Raw genomic sequence first — 25,317 nt, forward strand, 5'->3', positions numbered from 1 at the left:
GTCGAAGAAAATCCGTGCCGTGGTTCGAGTCACCCGAAAGGATGCCCGGGAGCGACAGCAGCAGGCTTGGCGGCCGGCTCGGTGCCACGCACGCCGTAGCCCTGCAGCCACCGCGCGCCCACGCGCGAAGCGATGTGCATGTCGTCTTCGCGCTCGATGCCGTCGACCACGACCTGGGCCGCGAAGTGCGTGCAAAGGGAAATCATGCCCTGCAGGCACTCGATGCCGAAGGTGTCGTCGCGCGCGCGGCGCAGCAGCGACGCATCGAGCTTCACGATGTCGGGCCCGCAGGACTGCAGCGCGGCGAGGTTGTCGTTGCCGCCGCCGATGTCCCGCACGGCGATGCGGCAACCGCGCAATTGCATCTGCACGCAGAAGTCGTGGGCGGCCTCGAGATCGGCCAGCGTGGCGCTGCCCACGATCTCGATCACGAGGCGCGAGGCCAGCGCGGGCTCTTCGTCGAGTGCCGCGCACAGCGAGGCCCACCAGTGGTCGAGCTTGGTGCTCTGCGCGCAGATGCCCACGCCGATGTGCGCGCAGGTCTGCGACCGCAGTTCCGCCAAGGCCTGGCGCACCGCGATGCGATCGAACGCGCGAGCCAGCCCCAGTCGCTGCAGGCACGGCAAGAACACCTCCTGCGCAAGAAGCGCCGGTTCGCTGCGGCTCGGCGGCAGACGCACGCGCCCTGCGAGGTAGAAAGTACTGGCATTGCCGCCAGCGTGCACCACCGGCTGCCATTCGAAGGAGAGCGCCTCGGTGCGCAGCGCTTCGCTGACGCGCACGGCGACGTCCATGTCGGAGCGGTAGCGCTGGCACCATTCGTCGGCCCTGTTCTCGCGCAAATCCGGAAACGGTTGCGCAGTCCACAGGGCGAACTCGATCTCCGACGTGCCGAGCTGCTCGGGCGGACGCACCTCGATCCAGTCGGCATGCAACTGCACCATCGCGGCGATGCCCTTCGCACGCACCGGCTCGGCGCCAAGCACGGCAAGCAGCGTCTCGATGGGGTGGCTCCGGTGGCGCACGTCGTGCGGCAGCTCACGGATGTCGCGCGCGCCGCAGACGAACGCGTCGTTGGCCCACAGCAGGAAGCAGTCGTCGCGCAGCCGGGCCATGTCGGTGGCGGCCGAGGTGAGGAAGTGGGCGCACAGGCGGCGCTGTATTTCAAGGCTGGCGGCGGCTCCGAAATCCTGCCCATAGGCTTCGATGAGGTGCGGCAGGTTCGCGATGAACACATAGGCGCAAGGCCTGCGCGGCGCTGCTTGCAGGGTGGGTGCGGCGTCGGTTGCAACAGATGGCGCGGCCCGCGCGTTTCGCTCGGCATGTTCCCCATGCGCGCGGCTCCCCGCCGTTGTGCGTGGAGTCCATGCGACGGACCACGGAGTCTGTGGTGAGAGGGCGACCATCTGATCCTCCTTCGGACAATTCGTTTTATGAACCTTCCGGATGCTACGGATTGCAATGGTCGTTGACAGCGCTTTCGCGTCCCAACTGTGTTTCCCATCACATCTGCTCCGGGGCTCGCATTGCGCCAGCGAAGATTTCATTCCCTTTTGGCGTGCATGGAGTAGCGCATTCCACACAGGTTTTTTCAAGATAGCCGAAAGGCTGCGCGCCGACAGCGAAAGATCGATTGCGCAAAGGATGCGGTCGATAAGCTGAAGCGGAAAGTACGCGGTGCAGCAGCGCCGTTGGTGGCACCATCGGCATCAGTGAAGCACTCGTCGAAACTTCTGGTGATGCGTATCGTCCTCTGGAGCGCTGCAATCGTCGCCCTGGCCATCCTCATGGGCGTCGTGTACGAGCAGGCCGGCCGCTACCGCGCGGCGCGCGACTTCCCCGCGCCCGGGAAGATGGTCGACATCGGCGGGCGAAGAATCCAGCTGGATTGCCGGGGCTCCGGCTCGCCGACCGTCGTGTTCGAGGCGGGCCTGAGCGCCGGCGGTTCGTTGAGCTGGTCGGCAGTCCAGCCGAAGATCGCAGCGCGCACGCGCGCCTGCTCGTACAGCCGCGCGGGGCTGATGTGGAGCGATCCTTCGGATGCGCCTCCCAGTGCCAGGCAGGTGGCGCACGATCTTCACACGGCACTCGCCCGCGCAGGCGAGCGGGGCCCCTACGTGCTGGTCGGCCAGTCGCTGGGCGGGCTCTTCGCCACGAGTTTCACGAGGCACTTCGGCGCCGAGGTGGCGGGGCTGGTTCTCGTCGACCCTTCGCATCCGGACCAGGTCGCGCGCGTCGCGGACTTCATGACGGAGACGCGGTCGTTGCGCTCGCGCATCGCCGTGTCGCTCGCGTGGTCCGGCCTGCTGCGCGCGGCGGCTCCCTCGCTGCTGCCCCAGGCGCGGAACCAGACGGCGCGCGATGCGCAGGCGATCCGCGCCTTTGCGCCGAAGTCGTTGAGCACGCAGTTGGTGGAAAGCGATGCGACCGACGCCACGCTCGCCGAGGCCGGCGCCTTCCGCGACCTGGGCAATCGACCGCTGGTGGTGCTCACCGCGATGGCGCCGTACACCGAGGCGGAACTCCGGGGGATGAAGATCACGCCTGGGCAGGGCACGCAGGTGCAGGCCATCTGGAAGCAGCTGCACGAGGACGAGGCGACGTGGTCCTCGCGAGGCAGGCAGGTGCTGTTGCCGAACGCCGGTCACGACATCCAGTTCGACGACCCGGATGCGGTGATCGACGCGGTGCTGTCCGTCGTCGCGGCGGTTCGCGCGGATCTCGGCGCCGCGCCGCACTGACGCAGCGGCGGAAACAGTGGCAGCGCGTTACCAGCGGACCTTCACGCCCACGCTGCCGTCGATTCCGCTCTTCGTGCGGGTGGCTCCGCCCGAGGCCCACAGCTTGCCCAGTTCCGCGTACAGGCTCATGCTCGGCGTCAGCTGCAGCGTGGCGCCTGCCGCCAGCTCGGTGCTGGTGCCGCCGGTGCGCGTGGCGATGTCGGTGTACGCCGCGGGGCCGATGAAGCGGCTGACGTCGGTGCCGCCGCCGCTGCGGTAGACGTTGACCCGCACGTAGGGCTGCAGCAGGCCGGCGGAGGTGGCGATCTCGCCCTTGACCCGCACGCCCGCGCGCGCCAGCCAGCCGCTGTGGCTGTCCTGCTGCACCAGGGCGCCCGGGATGCCCGTGTCGTGCAGGCTCACGCGCTGGTGCACCAGCTGCAGCTGGGGCTCGAGGGTCCAGTTCGGCGCGATGGAGAAGGCCTGGCCCACCTCGATGGAGGCCAGCAGGCTGTTGCCGCTGCCGGAACTGCCGAAGCCCAGCGTGGGTGCCGCCGTGTAGCGGTGGCGGCCGGCCTGCAGCACGCCGTCCACGTACAGGCCGCTGCCGTTCTTCCAGGTGGCGTAAGCGCCCAGGTACTGGCTCTGCAGGTCGTTGGAGCCGGCCGCGTAGTTCGCAAGGCCGCGAGCGAAGCCGGTCACGCGCATGTCGCCGTCGAGTTCGCCGATGTAGATGCCGGCACGCCAGTTGGCGTCAGCCCACAGGTCGGTGCCGGCCTGGAAGCCCGTGAGACGCCCCTTGCTCGCGGGGCTGACGGTGCCGCTCTGGTCGATGGTGCGGTTCGTGCTGATGAGGCGGGCCCAGGTCTGGCGGTAGCCCTGGTCCGGTGTAGCGGTGCTGGCGCCGGCCGGGCCGTCGTCGCCCACGCGCTGGTGCATGTTGCCCAGCATCGCCAGATTGGATTGGCGCAGCTGCTCGGGCAGCGCCGCGTACAGCGGCACTTCGGCGCGGTAAGTTGGCACGATCACGCCGCCGCCACCGCCGCCACCGCCGCCACCGCCATTGCCGCCAGTACCGCCGCCGGTGCCGCCACCAGTGCCGCCGCCGTTCCCGCCACCGGACGGCGGGACGATGACGGCGCTGGAGCGCAGGTACCAGTTCTCGCCCGCGCCGGTCGCGTCGGCGGCGTACAGCCGGTACTCGAAGGCGCCGGCATCGACGTGGCCGCCCGCCAGGGCGAAGGCGCTCTTTGTGGTCTGCGCGGTGGTCGTGGCGCCGTTCAGCGCGCTGACGACTTCAATGCCGTTGCCGGCGGTCAGCGCGCCCAGGCCTCCCAGGTTGGTGATCTGCACGTTGGTCGTGCCGCTGGCAATGGCGGTGCTGCCACTGAGGACCAGCCGGTCGCTCGCGCTGGTGCTGTCGCCTAGCGCCGTGCCCAGGCGCAGCGTGCCGCCGTTGCCCACCCACGGGCCTGTGACCGTGAGGACGGTGCCGGGCGCGCCGCCCAGCAGCGAGACGGTGCCGCCGTTGGCCATGGACGCGATGGTCTGGCTCTGGCCGGCCAGGTCCAGCGTCGCGCCCGAGGCGACCGTGAAGGCGCTGGTGCTGCTGAAGGTGTTGGCCGCGCCGGCGCGCAAGGTGCCGGCGGCGACGTTGGTGGCGCCCGTGTAGATGTTGGCGCCGCCCAGGGTGAGCGTGCCCGCACCGTCCTTCACGAGGCTGCCGGCGCCCGTGATCGGGCCCGTCCAGCCCATGTCGTGGCCGTTGGTGTTGAAAGTGCCCGTGCCGCCCAGCAGCAGGGCATTGCCCAGGCTCAGGCCACCCGCGCCGGCGATGATGCTGGCCGTGGCACCGCTGTCGATGGCAACGGCGCCCGACAGCGCCGCGCCGGTGTTCAAGGTGAGGCTGTTGCTGCCGCCCGTGAACTGCACGGCCGAGGCCCGGGTGATGCCATCGCCGCCCAGTCCGCCGGAGATGGTGCCGCTGCTGCTGATGGCGAGGTTGGCGCCCATCACGCCCACGCCGCCTGCACCGTTCGCGCCGCTCGCGCCCCCGTTGCTGTTGGCGCCGCCGACGCCCCCGGCGCCGCCGGCGATGGAGCCGCTGTTGCTGATCGTTGCCCCGGCGCCCGTGGCCCCCAGGCCGATGCCGCCGTCGCCGCCAGCGCCCGGCGCGCCGGTGCCTCCCGCGCCGCCGCCGCCGGCTCCGCCAGCGCCTCCGGCGCCAGCCGTGACTGCGCCGGTGTTGACCACGGTCACGGTGCTGCCGGTCAACGTGATGCCGTTGCCGCCGGCGCCGCCGCCGCCGCCCGAGGCATTGCTGCGCGCCGGCAGCAGTTCGGACCCGCCTGCGCCGCCGGCTCCGCCCGCGATGGTGCCGCTGTTGGTGAACGTGAGATCCGGCGCCGTGGCGTTCAGGAAGAATCCGCCGCCGCCGCTGCCGCCGCCACCGCCTTGCGAGAAGGCGCCGCCGCCCTGGCCCCCCGCGCCGCCCGTCGAACTGCCGGAGGCCGTGTAGTTGCCGAGCGGGCCGTTGAGGATGGACCCATAGCCTCCCGCGCCGCCGCCGCCGGCCGCCCAATAGCCGTTGCCGCCCGCGCCCCCGGTGCCGCCGGTGTAGCTGTCCGAGGAGGAAGAGACGCCGCTGCCGATCGACGCGCCCTGGAAGCCACCCCCGCCGCCGCCGCCGTATCCGTTGCCGTTGCTGAAGTCGCCGGTCTGGGACTGGCCCGCGCCGCCGTTGTCGCCCTGCATCACGCCCGGGCTGACGACGTTGCTGGTAGTGCCCGCCGCGCCACCCGTGCCGGCGGTGGCGCCGCCGAAGGAGCCGATGTTCGCGTTGGAGCCCGCCGTGACGCCGGCATCGGTCGACGACCCACCGGCTCCTCCGCTGGCGCCCACCGTGGTGTCGTTGAGCCCGCCGCTGCCACCGCTGCCGTTGCTGCCGCCGCTGCCGGCGTGCAGCGTCGGATCGCCGACGGGCTGGCCGCCGGCGCCGCCAGCCGCCAACGCCGGCCCGGCGGCCAGAAGCAGCACCGCCATGGCCACGGCCCCCAGTTCGCCCAGCCGCGCCGACCGCGCGTGGCCGCGCGAGGTTTCGGGGGCGGCCACCCAAGTGCCGAGCGTTGGATTCCACAGGGTTCGAAAAATCTTGTTCATGGCTTCAATCGTCCGTTCGTTACCTGGCGGGCAGGCTCCCGTGCGCCGGAGCACTCTCCTCTTGCGCATGCAGATGTCTTGTTTTCTGTTTGCCAAGACAAAATGTAAGTACGCGTATGGGGCGGCGATATGCCCGGAACCGGGTACCCCTGAGGAGGCCGATGGGAAGTGGGTGGGAGCGTGCAGCCTGTGCCGTGACCGCTCGGCATGGCTCGCGGCGCGGCGGCGCGGGCCTCTTGGGGCCGATCTCGAGGGCCGCAAGCGTCAGAGGTGGAGCTCCGCCTGCCGCGGAATTCCCATGATCGGTGTCTAAAAGTAACCGGTGTTTCGAGCCGGATACAGCACTGCTCGGCCGTTGCGGCCGATCCGGTCCTCAATCGCGAGTGCTTGTCGGAGCTTCCGGCGCCGGCAGGGTGGACTCGAATTGCGCGGCGCCGCTCGCCGCATCGCAGCTTGCCTTCAACTCGGCCGCGACCTGCTCCGGCTCCTGGCGCAATTCCGCAAGATCGCGCTCCCCGACGCAGTGGCCTTCGAGCCGCACATAGATGCGTTTGAAATCGCCACCGAGTGCCCGGGCCACGTCGCCCAGGCACTCGGCGAGCGTGGCGAAATCGCCGTCACGGTACGAGCTGGGCGGTATCACGCCTTTCGAACGCGGCGCGCGAACCGTGTAGGCGTAAGACGCGGCTTCTTGCCTAAGCTCCACCACAGGCTGCAGGCAGAACTGAATTTCCCTGACTCTTTTTTTCATGGCCGCAGTGTAGGTGCGGCCCCTCCGGTGCTGCCCCCGGGGGAGGGGGCGTCATTGCGTGCGCTGCTTCGCGACGAACTCCGGCGTGACCGTGCCCTGCTTGTTGCCGAATTGCGCGATCACGTAGTTGGCGAGCGCCGCGACTTCGGTGTCCGTGTAGGCCTTGCCGAAGGCCGGCATGTAGACCTTCTTGTCGTGCACGCGCATCCTCACGCCCTGCAGGATCATCTGCGTGACGTTGGAGCCGTCAGGGTCGTTCACGCCGCGCGTTCCCAGCAGCGATGCGTTGGCCGTCTGCTGGCCTTGCCCGTTCCACTGATGGCAGCTCGCGCATGCCGCAGCGAAGAGCCTGAGCCCTTGCTCGTGGCCTTCGGCCGTGTTGGCTGCCGGTGCCGCTGCGCTCGCCGCAACGGCCCACGGTGCCTTCGCATCGACCTCGATCGGCGCCTTGCCCGACTTCGCCGGTACCGTGCGCAGATAGCTCACGAGCGCCGAGGCGTCCTCCGGCTTCAGGTATTGCAGGCTGTGTTCCACCGCCTCGCCCATGGGCCCCGAAGCGGAGCCTCGGCCCTCGGCATGCCCGGTCGTGAGGTACGAGGCAAGCTCGGCATCGCTCCATGCGCCGATGCCGTTCTTCGCATCTGACGTGATGTTGTAGGCGCGCCAGCCCTGGACCGACTCGCCCGCGAGGTCGTTGCCCCTTTCCATCGCGAAGGCGAAGTTGCGCGGCGTATGGCATTCCGCGCAGTGGCCGAGCGCTGTCGCGAGGTACTTGCCCTGGTTCCACGCTGGCGGCTTGGACGCATCGGCCTCGAAACGGGTGCTCTTGAAGAAGGCCGCATTCCAGAAGCCCATGGCCCAGCGCTGGTTGAACGGAAATCCCAGGTCGGCCTCCCTGTTCGGCTGGTTCACCTTGGGCAGGCTGAAGATGTACGCCTTGATCGCGAGGATGTCCTTGCGGCTCAGCGCGGTGTACGAGGTGTACGGGAACGCCGGGTACAGGCGCTTGCCGTCCGCGCCCACGCCGTCGTGCAGCGCGCGCACGAATTGGTCGTCGCTCCAGTTGCCGATGCCCGTGGTCGGGTCCGCGGTGATGTTCGACGAGTAGATCGTGCCGAAGGGCAGCACGAAGGGCAGGCCGCCCGCAAAGGGCTGCCCCTTGCCGGGCACCGTGTGGCAGGCGATGCAGTCGGCGGCCTTGGTGAGGTATTCGCCGCGCACCAGCAGCGCCGCATCAGCCGGCGCACCGGCCAGCACCGGCGCCTCGCCCTCGGAGCCGTCGGTACGGTTCAGGAAGAAATACAGCGCCGCGCCAACGACGAACAGCACCACCAGCACCTTGAGGAGCCGCTTCATGCTGCGCTCCTTGCGCCGTGCCCGGCATCGGCGATCTTTTTCTTCAGCGCCTCCTTGTCCTGCGCCAGCAGTGCACGGTTCACCGGCAGCGCGCGCAGCCGCACGCCCGTGGCCGCGAAGATCGCGTTGGCGAGTGCGGGCGCCGCAATGGCGGTGCCGACCTCGCCGAGCCCGCCGGGCGCCTCGCCGCTCTTGACGGTATGGACCTCGACCGGCGGCGCCTCGTTGATGCGCAGCATCCGGTAGTCGTGGAAGTTGCTCTGCTCGATGGTGCCTTCGCGCAGCGTGATCTCGCTGAAGAGCGCGGCGCTCAGGCCGAACAGCAGGCCGCCCTGGATCTGCGCCTCGATGGAGCTCGCGTTCACGGCAATGCCGCAGTCGAGCCCGACCACCGCGCGCCGCATGCGCACCTCGCCCTGCGGCGTGACCTCGACCTCGACGATGGCGCACACGCGGCTGCCGAAGGCATCGCCCACGGCCACGCCGCGCCCGACGCGGGCCGGCAGCGTGCCCTTGCCCCAGCCGATCTTGTCGGCGGCCAGGTCGAGCACCGCCAGCGTGCGCGGGTTCTTCTTCAGCATCGCGCGCCGGTAGGCCACCGGGTCCTTCTTCGCGCGCTGCGCCAGCTCGTCGATGAAGCTCTCCATCACGAAGAGGTTGTGCGTCGGCCCCACGCCGCGCCACCAGCCGACGTTCAAGCCGGGCGGCATGTCGTGCCGCACCCACTCGACCTTGAGGTTCGGCAGGTCGTAGCAGGGCTCGGCCACGCATTCGATCAGGTCGCTGTCCATGCCGTCCTTGCCCATGAAGGCCGGAGCCCATCGGCCCAGCACCGTGCCGCCCGCAATGCGGTCGCCGAACCAGAGGATCCGGCCCTCGCCGTCGACCACGGCCGAGATGTCGTCGTGGTACATCGGCCGCACGATGTCGTGGCGGATGTCTTCCTCGCGCGTCCACACCACCTTGAGCGGGTAGGGCACCTGCTTGGCGAGGGCCACGGCCTGCTCGACCGAATCGGTCTCGAGCCGCCGGCCGAAGCCGCCGCCCAGGTACTGGTTGTGCAGAACGACCTTGTCTTCCGCAAGGCCGGCGACCTTGGCCGCGGCGCTCACGCAGCGCGTTGGCACCTGCGTGCCGACCCAGATCTCGCACTCGCCGGGCCGCACGTGCACTGTGGTGTTGAGCGGCTCCATCGTCGCGTGGGCCAGCATCGGCAGGTCGTAGGTCGCCTGCACCAGCGTGCCCTCGGGCCGCTTGCCGGTTTCCTTGCCGACGATCGCCTTGTCCTTCGCCAGCGCACCGGCCAGTGCCGCGCGCAGCTGCTGCGTGGTGAGCGCGGCGTTCTGCCCCGGCGTCCACTGCACGTTCAATGCATCGAGACCCCGCTTCGCAGCCCAGAAATGCTCGCCCACCACCGCAACCGCGTCCTTGATGCGGAGCACGTCGATCACGCCGGGAATCGCACGCGCCGCCTTGTCGTCCACCGAGGCCAGCACGCCGCCGAGCGTGGGGCAGGCCTTGACCGTCGCCACTTTCATGCCCGGCAGGCGCACGTCGATGCCGAACTGCGTGCTGCCGTCGACCTTGCCGGCCGAATCGACGCGCCGCAGCGGCTGGCCGATGAGCTTGAAATCCTTCGGTTCCTTCAGCGCCACCTTGGCAGGCATCGGCAGCTTGGCGGCCGCACCGGCGAGCGCGCCGAAGCCGAGTTGCCGGTTGGACGGCGCGTGGCTCACCACGCCGCGCGCGACCGTGCAGCTCGCAGCATCGACCTTCCACTGCGCGGCGGCAGCGCTCACCAGCAGCGTGCGCGCCACCGCGCCGGCCTCGCGCAGCACGCCGTAGGTGCCGCGCGTGCTGGTCGAGCCGCCGGTGATCTGGCCGCCGAGCAGCGGCATGCCGTACAGCGCCTCGTTCGGCGGCGAATGCTCCACGCGCACCTGGTCGAGCTCGACGCCGAGTTCCTCGGCCAGCAGCATCGCCGAGCCGGTGTAGATGGCCTGGCCCATCTCGGCCATCGGCATCACGAGGCGCACGCCGCCATCGGCGTCGATGCGAATGAAAGCGTTCGGCGCGAAGGCGGGGTTGCCATCCACCAGCGCAGCGGCCGCGTCGGCGGGCTGCTGCCGCGGGCTGATGGCGGCAAAGGCCTTGCTGCCGCCGACCCAGGTGAAGGCCAGCGCCAGGCCGCCGGCCTGCAGTGCGCCGCGCCGGCTGATACCCACGGCACCCACGGCGGCCGGCTTCACGATGCGCTCCTGACAGGCATCGCGACGACCGACTGCAGCACCTCGGCCTTGCCGGTGGCGGCCTGCTTGATGGCCGCGCGGATGCGCGAGTAGGTGCAGCATCGGCAGATGTTGCCCGACATGGCCATGTCGATGTCGGCGTCGCTCGGGTTGGGCGTGCGCTGCAGCAGCGCGGCCGCGGACATGATCTGCCCCGACTGGCAATAGCCGCACTGCACCACGTCGACGTCGAGCCAGGCCTTCTGGATGCTCTTGCCGGCCGGTGTCTGCGAAACGGCTTCGATGGTGGTGACGGCCTTCTTGCCGATGGCGCCGATCGGCAGCACGCATGAACGCACGGGCTGGCCGTCGAGGTGCACGGTGCAGGCGCCGCACTGCGCGATACCGCAACCGAACTTGGTGCCGGTGAGGCCGACGATGTCGCGCAGTGCCCAGAGCAGCGGCATGTCGTCGGGAGCGTTGAGGGCAACGGACTGGCCGTTGATGTTGAGATCGATCATGGACCCGCCTTCTTGTCTGGTTCGCCGTGGTGGCAGCGAACCATAGCGCGACTTCGGAAAGCGCGCTCGGCGGGCAGGGCAGCACTCAAGCGGGCTGCTCGGTTTTCATCGACGGGTGCTCGTTACAAGCACCCGAAGGTATTCATCGCCGTGCGAAACGGCGCTCGGATCCGCGCAGGATCGTCTCAGGCGGGAGCCTTCTGTGCGGGCGCCTGCACCGGCGGCGTGCCGGTCTTGAACATGCTCGCCAGTTGCTTGCGCAATTCGGGTGTGTCGGTGTGGCCGTGGACGGCCACTGCGTGCTGGACGGCGGCATCGAGCAGTTCGCTCTCGCTGTCTGCGGACAGCGCGACACTGCAGTTCATCGTGCTTGGATACTCGCGGCAGTCGATGTATTGGCGTGACATGGCAGCTCCTGGAATGTCCTCACGGACGTGCTTCGAAAATCAGGTTGAAGGGCGTCTCGCTCGCCCGCCTGCGCACCGAGGCAAAGGCCCCGGCCAGCGCCTTGTACAGGCCCAACTGGTCGCCTGCGACGATGGTGGCTGCGTGCATCACGGCACCGATGTCATGGACGAAGTTACCCATGAACGCGTTAAGCCGTGTTTCGTCGATAGCCATGTGTATCCCCTTCGCCGGCCGTCGGCATACGCGGCGCTTGCCTGCCTATACTGAGTCGGCGGCAAGGGCCTGCGAGCATCCTGCGTCTCGATGCATGCAGGCGCCATACGCAGCAATGCGTACGTGCCGTGAAAGGGGCATGACATGACGCACCTGACGCGCAACGACTGCGCAAGCGCACTTCGCCTGCTGGAGCAGCTGGAGTCCGGGCATTCGCCCGTGCGGCATCGCGAGGCCGGCAGCAATGGCTTGCGCACGACCCTGCACGTCGCCAAGGCACCGGGCCGGCGCGAATTTCGCCAAGCCGAACTGCAGGCCGACTACTGCCGGCGCGTGGGGCTGGAGCATGCGGTGGCGGTGGCCTTGCTTTACCGGCTGGCCCGCCGCACCAAGGCGCCGTTGCCCGATGCGCGGGCCATGAACGCACCGCCCCCCGGCCTCACGCCCCGCGAGGGCGAGGTCATGCGGTGGCTCTCGCGCGGCAAGACCGACGCCGAGATCGCCGCCCTGCTGGCGATCAGCCCGCGCACCGTGCACAAGCACCTGGAGCATGTCTACGTGAAGCTGGGCGTCGAGACGCGCACGGCGGCCGTGCTGCGCTCGCTCGGCATGGGCAGGCCCGACATGCCCTGAAAAAAAGCGCGCCCGGCAAGCAAAGCCGGGTATCGGCACGCGTTGGCCGAGAATCTGCCGCTCATTCAAGCGGGAAACGAACAACGCCATGCTGAACGTCGCCAAGGCCATCCGCAAATTCAACGCCGGGCGCGATCCCGAGCGCCTGGTGATGAAGTACGCCAACCTGCGCGCCAACCCCTTCGTCTTCCTGCGCGGCACCTGCCACCTGTTCTACGACCGCCTGCCGGCCGATGCGCTGTTCACCAAGGCGCCGGCGGCCTGGCTGTGCGGCGATGCCCATCTGGAGAACTTCGGCAGCTACAAGGGCGACAACCGGCTCGCTTACTTTGATCTCAACGACTTCGACGAGTCGGCACTGGCGCCAGTGACGTGGGAGCTGGTGCGCTTCCTGTCGAGCATCCTGGTGGCCGGCGGCAGCCTGCGCGCCACGCCCGACGATTCGAACGCGCTGTGCAAGGTGTTTCTCGATGGCTATGCCGGTGCATTGGCGCTCGGCAAAGCCCGCTGGGTGGAGCGCGACACCGCCAGCGGCCTCGTTCATGAACTGCTCGCGACGCTCAAGGCCCGCACGCGCGCTGCCTTTCTCGACAAGCGCACCGAACGCAAGAACGGCGGCCGGCGCATTCGCCGCGACAGCGAGCACGCGCTGCGGGCCGACAGGGCCGGGCGCGAGCGAGCGGCCAGGCTGATCGACGCATTTGCGGCATCGCAGGACAACCCGGGCTTCTTCAGGGTGCTCGACGTGGCGCGGCGCATCGCCGGCACCGGCAGCCTGGGAATGGAGCGCTACGTCGTCCTGGTCGAAGGCAAGGGCTCGCCCGACGGCAACTACATGCTCGACCTGAAGCAGGCAACGTCGTCGTCGCTCGTGCCGCACCTGAAGATCAGGCAGCCCGCGTGGCCGTCGCAGGCGCATCGCGTGGTGGCAGTCCAACGCCGCATGCAGGCTGTGTCGATGGCCTTCCTGCATCCGATCGTCGATGGCAAGTCTTCCTACGTGCTGCGCGACCTGCAGCCCAGCGAGGACCGGGTGAGCCTCGACGTGCGCCGCACCGGACTGGGCCAGGTCAGCGGCGTGATCGAAGAGATGGGGCAACTCATGGCCTGGGCGCACCTGCGCAGTTCGGGGCGCCAGGGCTCGGCCATCGCAGACGAGCTGATCGACTTCGGCACCTCGGCCAGTTCGTGGCGCCGCGACCTGCTGGACGCTGCGCACCAGTGCGCAGCGCAAGTCGAGAACGACTGGAAGGCCTACTGCCAGGCTCATGACGCGGGGAAGATGGCGTAGCCTTCCCCGCCGGGCTGCGTCAAGCCGTTCATGCAGTCCTAGCTTCGCCGCGACCCAGCGGCGCGTGCCTTGCCAGGCAGCAGGTGGTCGAGCGGCAGCGCCGTCTCCGATTTGATCTCGCGCAGCACGATGCTCGAGCGCACGTGCGTCACGCCGGGCAGGCTGAACAGCACCTCGTGCAGGAAGCGCTCGTAGTGCTTCATGTCCGGCACGGTCACGTTCAGGATGTAGTCCGCGGGCCCCGTCGCCGACACGCAGCGGATGATCTGCGGGCTCGCGGCCACCGCCTCCTCGAAGCGCTGCACCATCGCCTCGCTGTGGCGGTCGAGGTTCACCTCGGCCACGGCCGACACGTGCAGGCCCACCAGTTCGGGATCGACCAGCGCCGTGTAGCCGCGGATGACGCCGGCCGCCTCCATGTCCTTGATGCGCTTCCAGCAGGGCGTGGGCGACAGGCCCACGGCCTCGGAAATCTGCTGCACCGTCTGGCGGCCGTCATGCTGCAGTGCAGAAAGAATCTTGAGGCAATGCTCGTCAAGAGAAAGAGAATCGACGTTCATGGCGAACTCCGAGAAGATTATTCTTCAAACAAGGGTTGGCGCCAGTGTATTGAAGAAGCACTTCCGCGGGGCGCCGCAGAACAATTCCGGGCATGAACGCCCCACACAACGCGACCGCACTCAGGCGGCCCGGCTACCAGCTTTCCGACAACCTCTGGGCCCCTTCGGGCTCGGTCTTCCTCACCGGCACGCAGGCACTGATCCGCGTGCTGGTGATGCAGGGCCGGCGCGATGCGCAGCGCGGCCTGCACACACAGGGCTTCGTCAGCGGCTACCGCGGCTCGCCGCTGGGCATGGTCGACCTGGCGATCTGGAAGGCCGGCGAACGGTTCAAGGAAACAGGCATCCGCTTCGTGCCGGCCGTCAATGAGGAGCTGGCGGCCACGCAGGTGCTGGGCACGCAGCGCGTCGAATCCGACCCCGAGCGCACCGTCGAAGGCGTGTTCGCCATGTGGTACGGCAAGGGGCCGGGCGTTGACCGCGCGGGCGACGCGCTCAAGCACGGCAACGCGTACGGTTCGTCGCCGCATGGCGGCGTGCTGGTGGTGGCGGGCGACGACCACGGCTGCGTGTCGTCGTCGATGCCGCACCAGAGCGACCACGCCTTCATGGCCTGGCGGATGCCGGTGATGCAGCCCTCGTGCATCGCCGAGTACCTGGAGTTCGGGCTGTACGGCTACGAGCTGTCGCGCTACTCGGGCGCCTGGGTCGGCATGGCGGCGTTGTCGGAGGTGGTCGAAAGCGCAGGCACCGTGGACCTGGACGTGGTCAACGCGCGCGTCGAGGCCTGGGAAGACGCCGACACCGTGCGCGCTGCCACCGGCCATCGCGCGCCAGCGGACGGCCTGCACTACCGCTGGCCCGACCTGCCTTCGCTGCGCATCGAGTCGCGGCTCGAAGACAAGCTCGCGGCCGTGGCCGCCTTCACGCGGCGCAACAGCATCGACCGCCACGTGATCGTGAGCGAGCGCGCGAAGGTGGGCATCGTCACATGCGGCAAGGCGCACCACGATCTGATGGAAGTGCTGCGCCGGCTCGAACTCTCGCCGGAGCAACTGGCCCGCGCCGGTGTGCGGCTCTACAAGATCGGCCTGAGCTTTCCCGTCGAGCAGACGCGCATCAAGGCCTTTGCGCAAGGGCTCGACGAAATCCTCATCGTCGAGGAGAAGGGCGCGGTCGTCGAGACGCAGCTGCGCGACATCTTCTACAACGCGCCTGCGGATGCCCGGCCCGTGCTCGTGGGCAAGCACGACCGCGAGGGCCAGCCGCTGGTGTCGGCGCTCGGCGAGCTGCGCCCCTCGCGGCTCATCGAACTGGTCGCGCACTGGCTGGCCGTGCACTTCCCCGACAACCACGACCTGGGCGACCACCTGCAGCACGTGCGCGACTTCACGCCGCCCGAGCTGCTTGGCAACGCGAGCGACGCCGTCAAACGTGTGCCGTACTTCTGCGCCGGCTGCCCGCACAACACCAGCACCAAGGTCCCCGAAGGCTCGACCGCGCGCGCCGGCATCGGCTGCCACTTCATGGCCAACTGGATGGACCGCAGTACGGCGGGGCTGATCCAGATGGGCGGGGAGGGCGTCGACTGGATCTCGCACGCGATGTTCACGAAGACGCCTCACGTGTTCCAGAACCTGGGCGACGGCACTTACTACCACTCGGGCTATCTCGCGATCCGGCAGGCCGTGGCGGCCAAGGCGACGCTCACCTACAAGATCCTGTTCAACGACGCGGTGGCGATGACCGGTGGCCAGCCTGTCGACGGCGCGATCAGCGTGGACGCCATTGCGCGGCAGGTCGAATCCGAAGGCGTGAGCAAGGTCGTCGTTGTCAGCGACGCCATCGGCAAGTACGACGACATCAAGGACCGCTTTCCGAAAGGCACCGAGTTCCACGACCGTGCCGCGCTCGACGACGTGCAGCGCCGGCTGCGCGAAATGGCCGGCGTGACCGTGCTCATCTACGAACAGACCTGCGCGGCCGAGAAGCGCCGCCGCCGCAAGAAGGGCGAGCTCGCCGATCCACCCAAGCGCCTGTTCATCAACGAAGCCGTGTGCGAAGGCTGCGGCGACTGCGCCGTGCAGAGCAACTGCGTGGCCGTGCTGCCGCACGAAACGCCGATGGGCCGCAAGCGCAAGATCGACCAGACCAGCTGCAACAAGGACTATTCCTGCGCCAAGGGCTTCTGCCCCAGCTTCGTGGGCGTGACGGGCGGCAAGCTGCGCCGCAAGAGCGGCGCGCTGGCCGCCGGGCGCGACGCCTTCCTGCATCGCGTGGCCGCACTACCGCACCCTGATGCGCACGTGTGGACCGCGCCCTACGACCTGCTCGTGACCGGCGTGGGCGGCACCGGCGTGGTGACCGTCGGCTCGGTGATCGCGATGGCCGCGCACCTCGAAGGCAAGGCCGCGAGCGTGCTCGACTTCATGGGCTTCGCGCAGAAGGGCGGCTCGGTGCTGAGCTTCGTGCGGCTGGCCGATTCGCGCGAGCGGCTGCACCAGGTGCGCATCGACACGCAGCAGGCCGACGCGATCCTCGCCTGCGACGTGGTGGTGGGTGCGTCGGCCGATGCGCTGCAGACCGTGCGGCACGGACGCACGCGCGTGCTTGCGAACATCCACGAGATTCCGGTGGCCGAGTCGCTGCGCAACCCCGATGCCGATCTGCACGTGGACCTGCTGCTGGAGAAGATGCGCTTCGTCGCCGGAGAGGAGCAGGTCGAGACCTTCGACGCGCAAAGCCTCGCGGAAGAATTCCTCGGCGATACGCTGGCGGCGAACATCGTGGCGGCGGGCTATGCATGGCAGCGCGGCCTGGTGCCGCTGAGCCTGGAGGCGCTGATGCATGCGATCGAGCTGAACGGCGTGGCCGTGGCGGCCAATCAGTCGGCGTTCTCGCTGGGGCGGCTTGCGGCGGGCGACCCTGCGGCGCTCGATCAGTTGCGCGCAGCGCCTACGGACGCACACGCTTCGCAGGCCGACGAGCGCCCGCTCGACGTGCTGATCGCCGATGCACGCCGCCACCTGACGGGCTACCAGAACGCCGCATGGGCAGACCGTTTCGAAGCGCGCATCCGCAGCCTGCGTGCACGCGAAGCTGCGCTGGCGGGGGGCGATGCGAGCCTGCCTTTCACGCGCAACGCGGCGCGCAGCCTGCTCAAGCTCATGAGCTACAAGGACGAGTACGAGGTGGCTCGGCTCTACGCCGACGGAGAGTTCGTGAAGAAGCTGTCGGAGCAGTTCGAAGGCGACCTGAAGCTCGAATTCCACATGGCGCCCCCGCTGGTCTCGCGTGCCGCGAACGGGCATGCGCCCGCCAAGATCCGCATCGGTGGCTGGATGCTGCCCGCCATGCGCTGGCTGGCGCATGGCAAGCGGTTGCGGGGCACGGCGTTCGATCCCTTCGGCCGCACCGGCGAACGGCGGACGGAGCGCGAGCTGATCGCGCATTTCGACGGGCTGTTCGATGCGATGGCCGGCGAACTCTCGGCCGGCAACCAGGCAACGGCCGCGCGCATCGCGGCACTGCCGCTGTCGATTCGCGGCTTCGGCCACGTCAAGCTCGCGAACCTCGAAGCCGCGAAAGTGCAGGAGGCGGAACTGCTGCACCGGTTTGCGCCGGCGCACTATGCGAAGCCGGAGCGTGCGCCGGGGGCAGGGCAGATTCGGGGGATTGCGATCGTGGCTAGCGCGCGATAGAAGCCGCATTGATGAGCTTGTCGAATGGGCTGTGTGGCCACCACGGGACTTCAAAAAAAGTTGATCGAAGTTGTTGACGGTTGTGTAAAGACTATTTACAGTCCGATCCACTCAACGCCAACAGAACACATCGTGAAAGCCGCACAGATCCGCATCTACAGCACCTGCCCTGCATCGGGCAATGTGTTCGTGCGTGTCGCGTCGCATGACGGCCTTGGCTTTGGCCTGCTGCCGTCGTTGCAGCAACTTGATCAATACCCGTACCCCATGCAAGAGCTGCAGGCCAATCTGTGGTCGAGCGATTGCAAGGATCAGGTGCAACCGGGTGGAGGAAGCGCGTAGGCGCAGACCTCCCAAGCTCTCTCAAGCAGAGGCCCGGACACCGCAAGGTTCCGGGCCTCTTTGTTTTTTGCCTCACTCATTCCTTTCAGGCAGCGATCGTGCTGCATGACATCGGGCTCCAGCCCCGTGAATGTTCTTTAAAAATTCGCAAGCAACGAGGCGAGACCGGCCACTGGAACGGATCGTCGCCTCACATCACCTATTCAGCCCTGGTGACGAAACTGGCAAACGTGTCCGCCTTAGAAGCGGAATTCTGGGAGTTCGAGTCTCCCCCGGGGCACCAATTTTTCTTCTGATTCTTCTCTGGGTGTAGTGTCAATCTGGTAGACGGCCTGCCTTGGAAGCAGGAGGCTGCAGGTTCAAATCCTGCCACCCAGACCATCTTTTTTTTATGCGCGTGTAGCTCAACTGGCAGAGCACTGGACTCCAAACCCAACGGTTGAAGGTTCGACTCCTTCCGCGCGCGCCAGTCACCCTTTTTCTTCCTCGTTCCGCTAACTCAGTGGCCAGAGTGCCTCCCTGTCCAGGAGGAAGCCAGGGGTTCGACTCCCCTGCGGAACGCCAATCACCAAGTTTCGGCGCGGTAGCAAAGCGGCTGTGCAGCGGATTGCAAATCCGTCCAGACCGGTTCGACTCCGGTCCGCGCCTCCATCCACATCACATTCTTCAATCCATTTTTTCCTCGATAGCTCAGTTGGTAGATGCGGCGCACTGTTAATGCGCAGGTCACACGTTCGATCCGTGTTCGGGGAGCCAATAATTCGACAACAAAGCCAAAGGAGTGCCGAAGCATGAAATCCCGGGTCCAACCGAACAAGATCGTCGTGCTCTCGGGCTCCGGCGTGAGCGCCGAGAGCGGCCTGCCCACCTTCCGCGATGCCAAGGGCCTGTGGAACAGCTACTCGTGGCAGGAACTCGCAAGCCCGGACGGCTGGCAGCGGCACCCCGAGGCAGTGCTTGCCTTCTACAACGAGCGCCGGGAGAAAGCATGGCAGGCGCGGCCGAACGCGGCGCACATCGCGATCGCCTCACTCGAGCCAGCGTACGAGGTTGTGATCGTCACGCAAAACGTCGACGCCCTGCACGAGCGTGCGGGCTCGCGCAACGTGCTGCATCTGCACGGGCAACTCGCGTATGCGCGCGGAACGTCCGAGCCCGACCCGAAGCGCTATCGCATCGATGGCAATCCAATTGCCATGGGGCAGCTCTGCGAAGACGGCACTCAATTGCGACCCGACATCGTGTGGTTCGGCGAAGCAGTGCAGGACTTCGAGCAAGCCGAAGAGCACGTGGCCACCGCAGCGCGCGTGCTGGTGGTGGGCACGTCGCTCACGGTCCATCCGGCTGCATCTCTTGTTCGATACGCGGACCGCACCGCGCAGAAGGTGCTTGTAGCGCTCGACATGGAAGAGGTGCCGCACGGCTTCACCTTCCTGCAGGGCAGGGCGACGGAGGTCGTGCCTGCGCTTGCCCTGAAATGGTTGAGCGAGGCGTCGGCGGCTTCGTAGCTGAACTCGATGCGGCAAACCAAAAGGCCCGCCATCGTTTTGATGGCGGGCCTTTTTGCATTCGACCAGGAGTCAGGTCGCTGAAATATTGATCCAAGCCGGCTACAACTCGCTGGAACGCGTTGGCGAGTTACTCGCGAAGTGGCCAGCTTGAATTCCGCATAACGAAAAAGCCCGCTACCTTTTGGATAGCGGGCTTTTCAATTGGTGCCGGAGAGATGAATCGAACACCCGACCTTCTCATTACGAATGAGCTGCTCTACCGACTGAGCTACACCGGCGAAGCCTCAGATTATAGCCAAGAAATCAAGCCTTCTCGGCGTGGTACTGGGTCAAGCGCTCAACTTCGTTTCGCGAACCCAACATCACGCTCACCCGCTCGTGCAGTTTGGTGGGCTGCAGATCCAGGATGCGCTGCTTGCCGTTGGTGGCCGCGCCGCCGGCCTGTTCGACCAGCCAGCTCATCGGGTTGGCCTCGTACATCAGGCGCAGCTTGCCGGCCTTTTCGGGCTCGCGCTTGTCCCACGGGTACATGAAGACGCCGCCGCGCATCAGGATGCGGTGCACGTCGGCCACCATGCTGGCAATCCAGCGCATGTTGAAGTCCTTGCCGCGCGGGCCTTCCTTGCCGGCCAGGCACTCTTCGATGTAGCGCTTCATGGGCTCGTCCCAGTGGCGCATGTTGCTCATGTTGATCGCGAATTCCTTGGTGTCGGCCGGAATCTGGATGTCTTCCTGCGTGAGCACGAAGCTGCCCTGCTCGCGGTCGAGTGTGAACATGGCCACGCCGTTGCCCACGGTCAGCACCAGGGTGGTCTGCGGGCCGTAGATGCAGTAGCCGGCGGCCACCTGTTGCGTGCCGGCCTGCAGAAAGTCGCTTTCCTGCACGCCGGGGTGGTCGTCGGGCTTCTTCAGCACGCTGAAGATGGTGCCGATGCTGACGTTCACGTCGATGTTGCTGCTGCCGTCGAGCGGGTCGAACATGAGCAGGTATTCGCCCTGCGGGTAGCGGTTGGGCACCACGTAGATGCTGTCCATTTCCTCGCTGGCCATGGCCGCGAGGTGGCCGCCCCATTCGTTGGCCTCGATGAGCACTTCGTTGGCGATGATGTCCAGCTTCTTCTGGATCTCGCCCTGCACGTTCTCGCTCTCGGCGGTGCCGAGCACGCCGCCCAGCGCGCCCTTGTTGACGGCTTGGCTGATGCTCTTGCAGGCGCGCGCGACCACTTCGAGCAGCAGGCGCAGCTGGCCGGGGATGAGGCCGTCGGCACGCTGTTGTTCGACGAGGTAGCGGGTGAGGGAAATCTTTTGTTGAGCCATGTGTCTTGTGGGGTTCGGTTGCTTCAGTTTCCCGCCAGGGCGCGGGTCACGACTTCGTGCGTGTCCTTGCTCAGGTCGGGCTTGGCGGCCACGCGGGCGATGGCTTCGCGCGCGGCGCTGCGGTACGGCTCGGCCAGCTTGCTCCAGCGGTCGAGTGCGCGGGCGAGGCGGGCAGCCACTTGCGGGTTGATGGCGTCGAGCTCGATCACGCGCTCGCTCCAGAACACATAGCCGGCCGCGTCGGGGCGGTGGAATGCGCCGGGGTTGGCGCTGCAGTAGCTGAAGATCACGCTGCGCGCCCGGTTCGGGTTCTTCAGCGAGAAGTCGGGGTGCTTCATCAGCTGCTTCACCAGCGGCAGGATGTCGCCGCCGCGGTCGCTGGCGCCGGCCTGCAGCGAGAACCACTTGTCGATGACCAGCGCCTCGTCCTTGAAGATGGCGTGGAAGCGCGCCAGTGCCTGCGCCGCCAGGGTGTGGCCCGACGATACCAGCGCGTTGAGCGCGTTGAAGCGGTCGGTCATGTTGCCTGCGTCCTTGAAGCGCTGCAGCGTCTTGCCCGGCCACACGGCGTCGCCCGAGGCGCGCGCCGCCAGGCACAGGAAGTTGAGCGCCATGCCGGCCAGCGCGCGTCGGCCCGACGAGGTCGGGTCGGGGCTGTAGGCGCCGGTGTCGTGGTGCTCTTCATAGGCCCACTGCCAGTCGGCAAAGAGGGCGGTGGCCAGCTGGGCGCGCATGGCTTCGCGCACGAGGTGCACGCGCTGCGGGTCGACCACGTCGAGCTGTTCGGCAATGTAGGTTTCCGACGGCAGCGTGAGCACCAGTTCCTTGAAGGCGGCGTCGAGCTGCGGGTTGCGCAGCACGCTGCGCATGGCGTCGATGTAGGCGTCGTTCAGCACCGGCGTGGCGTCGGTGGCCAGGGCGGCAATGCCCTGCAGCGCGGCGCGCAGGCCCAGCCGCTGGCCGGCTTCCCAGCGGTTGAACGGGTCGGGGTCGTTGGCCAGCAGGGTGAGCAGTTGGGCGTCGGTGTACTCGAAGTCGAGGATCACCGGCGCGCTGAAACCGCGCAGGATGGAAGGCACCGGCTCGGCGTCCAGGCCGGTGAAGGTGATCTGCTCGCCGGCGCGCGACAGCACCACGGTGCGCGTGCCGTGTGTGGCTTCGCTCTCGCCTTCGAGCTGCAGGGGCAGTTCGCGGCCGCTGCTGGCGTCGAGGAGGCCGACGTTCAGCGGAATGACGAAGGGCTCCTTGGTCGGCTGGCCCGGCGTGGGCGGGCAGCTCTGCACCACGCTCAGGGTGTAGCTGCGGCTCTGCGCGTCGTACACGCCGTGGGCCGCGAGGCGCGGCGTGCCGGCCTGGCTGTACCAGCGCTTGAACTGGGGCAGCAGGCGGGCCAGTTCCGATTCGGGGTTGGCGTCGGCAATGGCCTGCGCGAAGTCGTCGCAGGTCACGGCCTGGCCGTCGTGGCGCTCGAAGTAGAGGGTGATGCCGCGCTCGAAGCCCTTGCGGCCGACCAGCGTCTGCATCATGCGCACCACCTCGGCACCCTTCTCGTAGATGGTGACGGTGTAGAAGTTGCTGATCTCGATGTAGCTGTCGGGCCGCACCGGGTGGGCCATCGGGCCCGCGTCTTCCGGGAACTGGGCGGTGCGCAGCACGCGCACATCTTCGATGCGCTTGACGGCGCGGGCCGAGGCGTCGGCGCACAGGTCCTGGCTGAATTCCTGGTCGCGGAAGACGGTGAGGCCTTCTTTCAGCGAGAGCTGGAACCAGTCGCGGCAGGTGACGCGGTCGCCGGTCCAGTTGTGGAAGTACTCGTGGCCGACCACGCTCTCGATGTTGCTGTAGTCGGCGTCGGTGGCGGTGGCCTGGTTGGCCAGAACGTACTTCGTGTTGAAGATGTTCAGGCCCTTGTTCTCCATGGCGCCCATGTTGAAGTCGCTGGTGGCCACGATCATGAAGCGGTCGAGGTCCAGCGGCAGGCCGAAGCGGGCTTCGTCCCACAGCACCGAGTTGATGAGCGAGTTCATCGCGTGCTCGGTCTTGTCGAGGTCGCCGGCGCGCACGTACACCTGCAGCAGGTGCTCCTTGCCGCTGCGCGCGGTGATGCGCTGCTCGCGTGCCACCAGCTTGCCGGCCACCAGGGCGAACAGGTAGCTGGGCTTCTTGAACGGGTCGACCCACTTCGCGAAGTGGCGGCCTTCGGGCAGGTCGCCCTGCTCGACGAGGTTGCCGTTCGACAGCAGCACCGGGTAGGCGGCCTTGGCGGCGCGCAGCGTCACGGTGTACATCGCCATCACGTCCGGACGGTCGAGGAAGTAGGTGATGCGGCGGAAGCCCTCGGCCTCGCACTGCGTGAAGAAGGTGTCTTCGCTCACGAACAGGCCCATCAGCTTGGTGTTCTTGATGGGGCAGCAGGTGGTGAAGATTTCGAGCTCGAACGCGTCGGGCAGGCCGTCGATGACGAGCTGGTCGCCTTCCATGCGGAACGACGCACCCTGGCCGTTGACGAGCACGCGCGCCAGGTTCAGTTCGTCGCCTTGCAGGCGCAGCGGCTCCAGCGGCACTTCGGGGTTGCGGCGCATCTGCATGCGGTTGAGCACGCGGGTCTTGGCGGGGTCGAGGTCGAAGGTGAGGTCGACGGTGTCGATCCAGTAGGCCGGAGCGGCATAGTCTTCGCGGCGAATGGCAATTGGTTGCCCTTGAGCGTCACGCAACATCATCGAGTGTCTCCAGAAAATTCGAATGGGCGAGTTCGTCGTAGTCGCGAACCGCGGCAATCACATGGGGGCCGGCAAGCTCGGCGGCGGTATGGGTGCTGCACACGGCCACGGCACGCATGCCGCCGCGGCGGGCGGCTTCGATGCCGAAGGGCGCGTCTTCAAAAACGATGCAGCGTTCGGGCGCAACGCCGATGCGGCGTGCAGCTTCGAGAAAGATGGCGGGCGTGGGCTTGCCGCTGAAGCCTTCATCGCCGCCCACTATGGCCAGCGGCAGCGGGTCCATCTTCAGGCGCGACATGGCGAACTCGATGTTGTGCCTGTCGCCGGCAGTGCCGACCGCCACCTTCAGCCCGCGCGCGACGGCCGCCTTGGCGAAGGCGGAGAAGCCGGCCACTTCGGCGAAGTTGTCGCTGAACATGGCGCGGTAGATTTCTTCCTTCTCGTGCACCAGCACCTGGCACTCGGCGTCGGAGAGGTCGCGCTCGAACAGCTCGCGCATGCACTCGGTGCCGGTGCGGCCCGTGGTGCGCGCGAGGATGTCGCTCACGTCGAGCTTCAGCCCGTGGCGTGCCACGAACTCCACCCACGATCGCGCATGCCAGGGCATGGAGTCGATCATGGTGCCGTCCATGTCGAAGATCAGCGCTTCGACCTTCATCAGACGCCTTGCTTCAGCGAAGCTTCGATGAACACGTCGAGATCACCGTCCAGCACCTTCTGTGTGGCCGAGACTTCGACGTTGGTACGCAGGTCCTTGATGCGGCTGTTGTCCAGCACGTAGCTGCGGATCTGGTGGCCCCAGCCCACGTCGGTCTTGCTGTCCTCGAGCTTCTGCTGCTCTTCCTGGCGCTTGCGCATCTCGTGGTCGTACAGGCGCGAGCGCAGGCGCTTCCACGCCACGTCGCGGTTGCTGTGCTGGCTGCGGCCGTCCTGGCACTGCACCACGATGCCGGTCGGGATGTGCGTCAGGCGCACGGCCGAGTCGGTCTTGTTGATGTGCTGGCCGCCGGCGCCGCTGGCGCGGAAGGTGTCGGTGCGCACGTCGGAAGGGTTGATCTCGATCTCGATGGAGTCGTCGATTTCCGGGTACACGAAGATGCTGGCAAAGCTCGTGTGGCGCCCGCCCGACGAGTCGAACGGCGACTTGCGCACCAGGCGGTGCACGCCGGTCTCGGTGCGCAGCAGGCCGAAGGCGTAGTCGCCCTCGACCTTGATGGTCGCGCCCTTGATGCCGGCGGTGTCGCCGGGCGTTTCGTCTTCGATCTGCGTCTTGAAGCCCTTGCGCTCGGCGTACTTCAGGTACTGGCGCAGCAGCATGCTGGCCCAGTCGCAGGCCTCGGTGCCGCCGGCGCCGGCCTGGATGTCGACGAAGGCGTTGAGCGGATCGGCCGGGTTGTTGAACATCCGGCGGAATTCGAGCTGCTTGATGTCGGCTTCGAGCGTGGCGGCGTCATCGGCAATGGCCTGCAGGCCGTCCATGTCGCCGTCTTCCTTCGACATCTCGAAAAGCTCGGTGTTGTCCGAGAGCCCGTTGGTGAGCCGGTCGAGCGTGATGACCACGTCGTCGAGCGACTTCTTTTCCTTGCCCAGTTCCTGGGCCTTCTTCGGGTCGTTCCAGACGTTCGGGTCTTCGAGCGATGCGTTGACTGTCCTCAGTCGTTCAGCTTTGGCATCGTAGTCAAAGATACCTCCGTAAATCGACCGTACGAACGCTCAGGTCCGCGAGCATTGCGCCGATTTGGTTGATCTGTTCTGCGTCCATGGGGTGTCCTGACTGTGAGGGTTGGTGTTCGGGGGGAACCCGACATTTTCTCACGCTCCGAAAACCTGCCTTGCGGAGGCCCTGTATTGCTCCTTCCTTCTCTGGGGGAAGGCTGGGATGGGGG

The 25,317-nt window shown here is 67.4% G+C and carries 18 protein-coding genes, 7 tRNA genes and 1 pseudogene; 12 read left to right on the top strand and 14 right to left on the bottom strand.

The features are described 5' to 3' along the window. Positions 1–29 precede the first annotated feature (29 nt). Positions 30–1,235 carry an EAL domain-containing protein gene (locus ACCC97_RS19915; RefSeq protein ID WP_413334575.1) on the bottom strand — a complete coding sequence of 402 codons (1,206 nt, stop codon included), beginning with the start codon at positions 1,233–1,235 and terminating at the stop codon, positions 30–32. A gap of 504 nt (positions 1,236–1,739) precedes the next feature. Here ACCC97_RS19915 and ACCC97_RS19920 point away from each other — a divergent pair. Beyond that, complete coding sequence (locus ACCC97_RS19920; protein ID WP_413334576.1) at positions 1,740–2,741, top strand: alpha/beta fold hydrolase; 1,002 nt, start codon at positions 1,740–1,742, stop codon at positions 2,739–2,741. A gap of 27 nt (positions 2,742–2,768) precedes the next feature. Here ACCC97_RS19920 and ACCC97_RS19925 read toward each other — a convergent pair whose 3' ends face one another. The 7 genes and pseudogenes from ACCC97_RS19925 to ACCC97_RS19955 form a co-directional block, all read right to left on the bottom strand. Beyond that, entirely contained in the window at positions 2,769–5,879 is a 3,111-nt protein-coding gene (locus ACCC97_RS19925; protein ID WP_413334578.1) for an autotransporter outer membrane beta-barrel domain-containing protein, read from the bottom strand. Between the two features lie 373 nt (positions 5,880–6,252). Further along, entirely contained in the window at positions 6,253–6,630 is a 378-nt protein-coding gene (locus ACCC97_RS19930; protein ID WP_413334580.1) for a hypothetical protein, read from the bottom strand. Between the two features lie 51 nt (positions 6,631–6,681). Continuing rightward, positions 6,682–7,986, bottom strand: a complete 1,305-nt coding sequence (locus tag ACCC97_RS19935; RefSeq protein ID WP_413334582.1) for a c-type cytochrome — start codon at positions 7,984–7,986, stop codon at positions 6,682–6,684. Then, entirely contained in the window at positions 7,983–10,235 is a 2,253-nt protein-coding gene (locus tag ACCC97_RS19940; RefSeq protein ID WP_413334584.1) for a molybdopterin cofactor-binding domain-containing protein, read from the bottom strand. Before ACCC97_RS19940 ends, ACCC97_RS19935 begins: the two co-directional genes overlap by 4 nt. Beyond that, on the bottom strand, positions 10,232–10,735 hold the full coding sequence (locus ACCC97_RS19945) for a (2Fe-2S)-binding protein (protein ID WP_413334586.1): 504 nt from the start codon (positions 10,733–10,735) through the stop codon (positions 10,232–10,234). Before ACCC97_RS19945 ends, ACCC97_RS19940 begins: the two co-directional genes overlap by 4 nt. A gap of 185 nt (positions 10,736–10,920) precedes the next feature. Then, the gene (locus ACCC97_RS19950) at positions 10,921–11,142 is read right to left on the bottom strand and encodes a DUF1059 domain-containing protein (RefSeq protein ID WP_007835573.1); all 222 of its coding nucleotides are present in this window, start codon (positions 11,140–11,142) and stop codon (positions 10,921–10,923) included. 91 nt (positions 11,143–11,233) lie between these two features. Next, positions 11,234–11,356 (bottom strand): annotated as a pseudogene (locus ACCC97_RS19955) (SAM-dependent methyltransferase); the annotation flags it as partial. A 144-nt stretch (positions 11,357–11,500) separates the two neighbouring features. On the opposite strand from ACCC97_RS19955, the gene ACCC97_RS19960 reads away from it, so the two are divergent. Then, positions 11,501–11,989 (top strand): response regulator transcription factor, encoded by a 489-nt coding sequence (locus tag ACCC97_RS19960; protein WP_413334588.1) that lies wholly within the window; start codon positions 11,501–11,503, stop codon positions 11,987–11,989. A gap of 88 nt (positions 11,990–12,077) precedes the next feature. After that, a complete protein-coding gene (locus ACCC97_RS19965; RefSeq protein WP_413334590.1) occupies positions 12,078–13,280 on the top strand; it encodes a DUF2252 domain-containing protein in 1,203 nt (400 codons plus the stop codon). Positions 13,281–13,318: 38 nt separating this feature from the next. Here ACCC97_RS19965 and ACCC97_RS19970 read toward each other — a convergent pair whose 3' ends face one another. Beyond that, positions 13,319–13,840 carry an Lrp/AsnC family transcriptional regulator gene (locus ACCC97_RS19970; RefSeq protein WP_007835568.1) on the bottom strand — a complete coding sequence of 174 codons (522 nt, stop codon included), beginning with the start codon at positions 13,838–13,840 and terminating at the stop codon, positions 13,319–13,321. A 92-nt stretch (positions 13,841–13,932) separates the two neighbouring features. On the opposite strand from ACCC97_RS19970, the gene ACCC97_RS19975 reads away from it, so the two are divergent. The 9 genes from ACCC97_RS19975 (at position 13,933) to ACCC97_RS20015 (ending at position 19,391) form a co-directional block, all read left to right on the top strand. After that, complete coding sequence (locus tag ACCC97_RS19975; protein WP_413334592.1) at positions 13,933–17,541, top strand: indolepyruvate ferredoxin oxidoreductase family protein; 3,609 nt, start codon at positions 13,933–13,935, stop codon at positions 17,539–17,541. Between the two features lie 132 nt (positions 17,542–17,673). Next, the gene (locus tag ACCC97_RS19980) at positions 17,674–17,883 is read left to right on the top strand and encodes a hypothetical protein (protein WP_413334594.1); all 210 of its coding nucleotides are present in this window, start codon (positions 17,674–17,676) and stop codon (positions 17,881–17,883) included. Between the two features lie 206 nt (positions 17,884–18,089). Then, positions 18,090–18,166, top strand: a tRNA-Leu gene (locus tag ACCC97_RS19985). Between the two features lie 20 nt (positions 18,167–18,186). After that, positions 18,187–18,264: transfer RNA gene (locus ACCC97_RS19990), tRNA-Pro, on the top strand. A gap of 12 nt (positions 18,265–18,276) precedes the next feature. Then, positions 18,277–18,352: transfer RNA gene (locus ACCC97_RS19995), tRNA-Trp, on the top strand. Between the two features lie 19 nt (positions 18,353–18,371). Further along, positions 18,372–18,447, top strand: a tRNA-Asp gene (locus ACCC97_RS20000). A 13-nt stretch (positions 18,448–18,460) separates the two neighbouring features. Further along, a tRNA-Cys gene (locus ACCC97_RS20005) sits at positions 18,461–18,534 on the top strand. Positions 18,535–18,562: 28 nt separating this feature from the next. Continuing rightward, positions 18,563–18,639: transfer RNA gene (locus tag ACCC97_RS20010), tRNA-Asn, on the top strand. Between the two features lie 35 nt (positions 18,640–18,674). Next, positions 18,675–19,391, top strand: coding sequence for an SIR2 family NAD-dependent protein deacylase (locus tag ACCC97_RS20015; protein WP_413334596.1), 717 nt, complete (start codon positions 18,675–18,677; stop codon positions 19,389–19,391). A 205-nt stretch (positions 19,392–19,596) separates the two neighbouring features. On the opposite strand, the gene ACCC97_RS20020 is transcribed toward ACCC97_RS20015, so the two are convergent. The 5 genes from ACCC97_RS20020 to prfB all read right to left on the bottom strand — a co-directional run bounded on the left by ACCC97_RS20020 (position 19,597) and on the right by prfB (position 25,193). Beyond that, positions 19,597–19,672 (bottom strand) — tRNA-Thr (locus ACCC97_RS20020). A gap of 25 nt (positions 19,673–19,697) precedes the next feature. Next, positions 19,698–20,711, bottom strand: coding sequence for a class 1 fructose-bisphosphatase (locus tag ACCC97_RS20025; protein WP_007835557.1), 1,014 nt, complete (start codon positions 20,709–20,711; stop codon positions 19,698–19,700). 23 nt (positions 20,712–20,734) lie between these two features. Then, positions 20,735–23,431, bottom strand: coding sequence for an aminopeptidase N (gene pepN / locus ACCC97_RS20030; protein ID WP_413334598.1), 2,697 nt, complete (start codon positions 23,429–23,431; stop codon positions 20,735–20,737). Beyond that, positions 23,418–24,089, bottom strand: a complete 672-nt coding sequence (locus tag ACCC97_RS20035; protein ID WP_056589745.1) for an HAD family hydrolase — start codon at positions 24,087–24,089, stop codon at positions 23,418–23,420. The genes pepN and ACCC97_RS20035 overlap by 14 nt, the downstream gene beginning before the upstream one ends. Next, positions 24,089–25,193 (bottom strand): peptide chain release factor 2 gene (gene prfB, locus ACCC97_RS20040; protein WP_157632219.1). Its coding sequence is split into 2 segments (ribosomal slippage): positions 24,089–25,111 and positions 25,113–25,193, totalling 1,104 coding nucleotides; the frame shifts between segments, so codons are not numbered across the junction. Before prfB ends, ACCC97_RS20035 begins: the two co-directional genes overlap by 1 nt. Positions 25,194–25,317: the final 124 nt, after the last annotated feature.

Source organism: Variovorax sp. Varisp85 (genome assembly GCF_047304045.1).
Taxonomy (GTDB): domain Bacteria; phylum Pseudomonadota; class Gammaproteobacteria; order Burkholderiales; family Burkholderiaceae_C; genus Variovorax.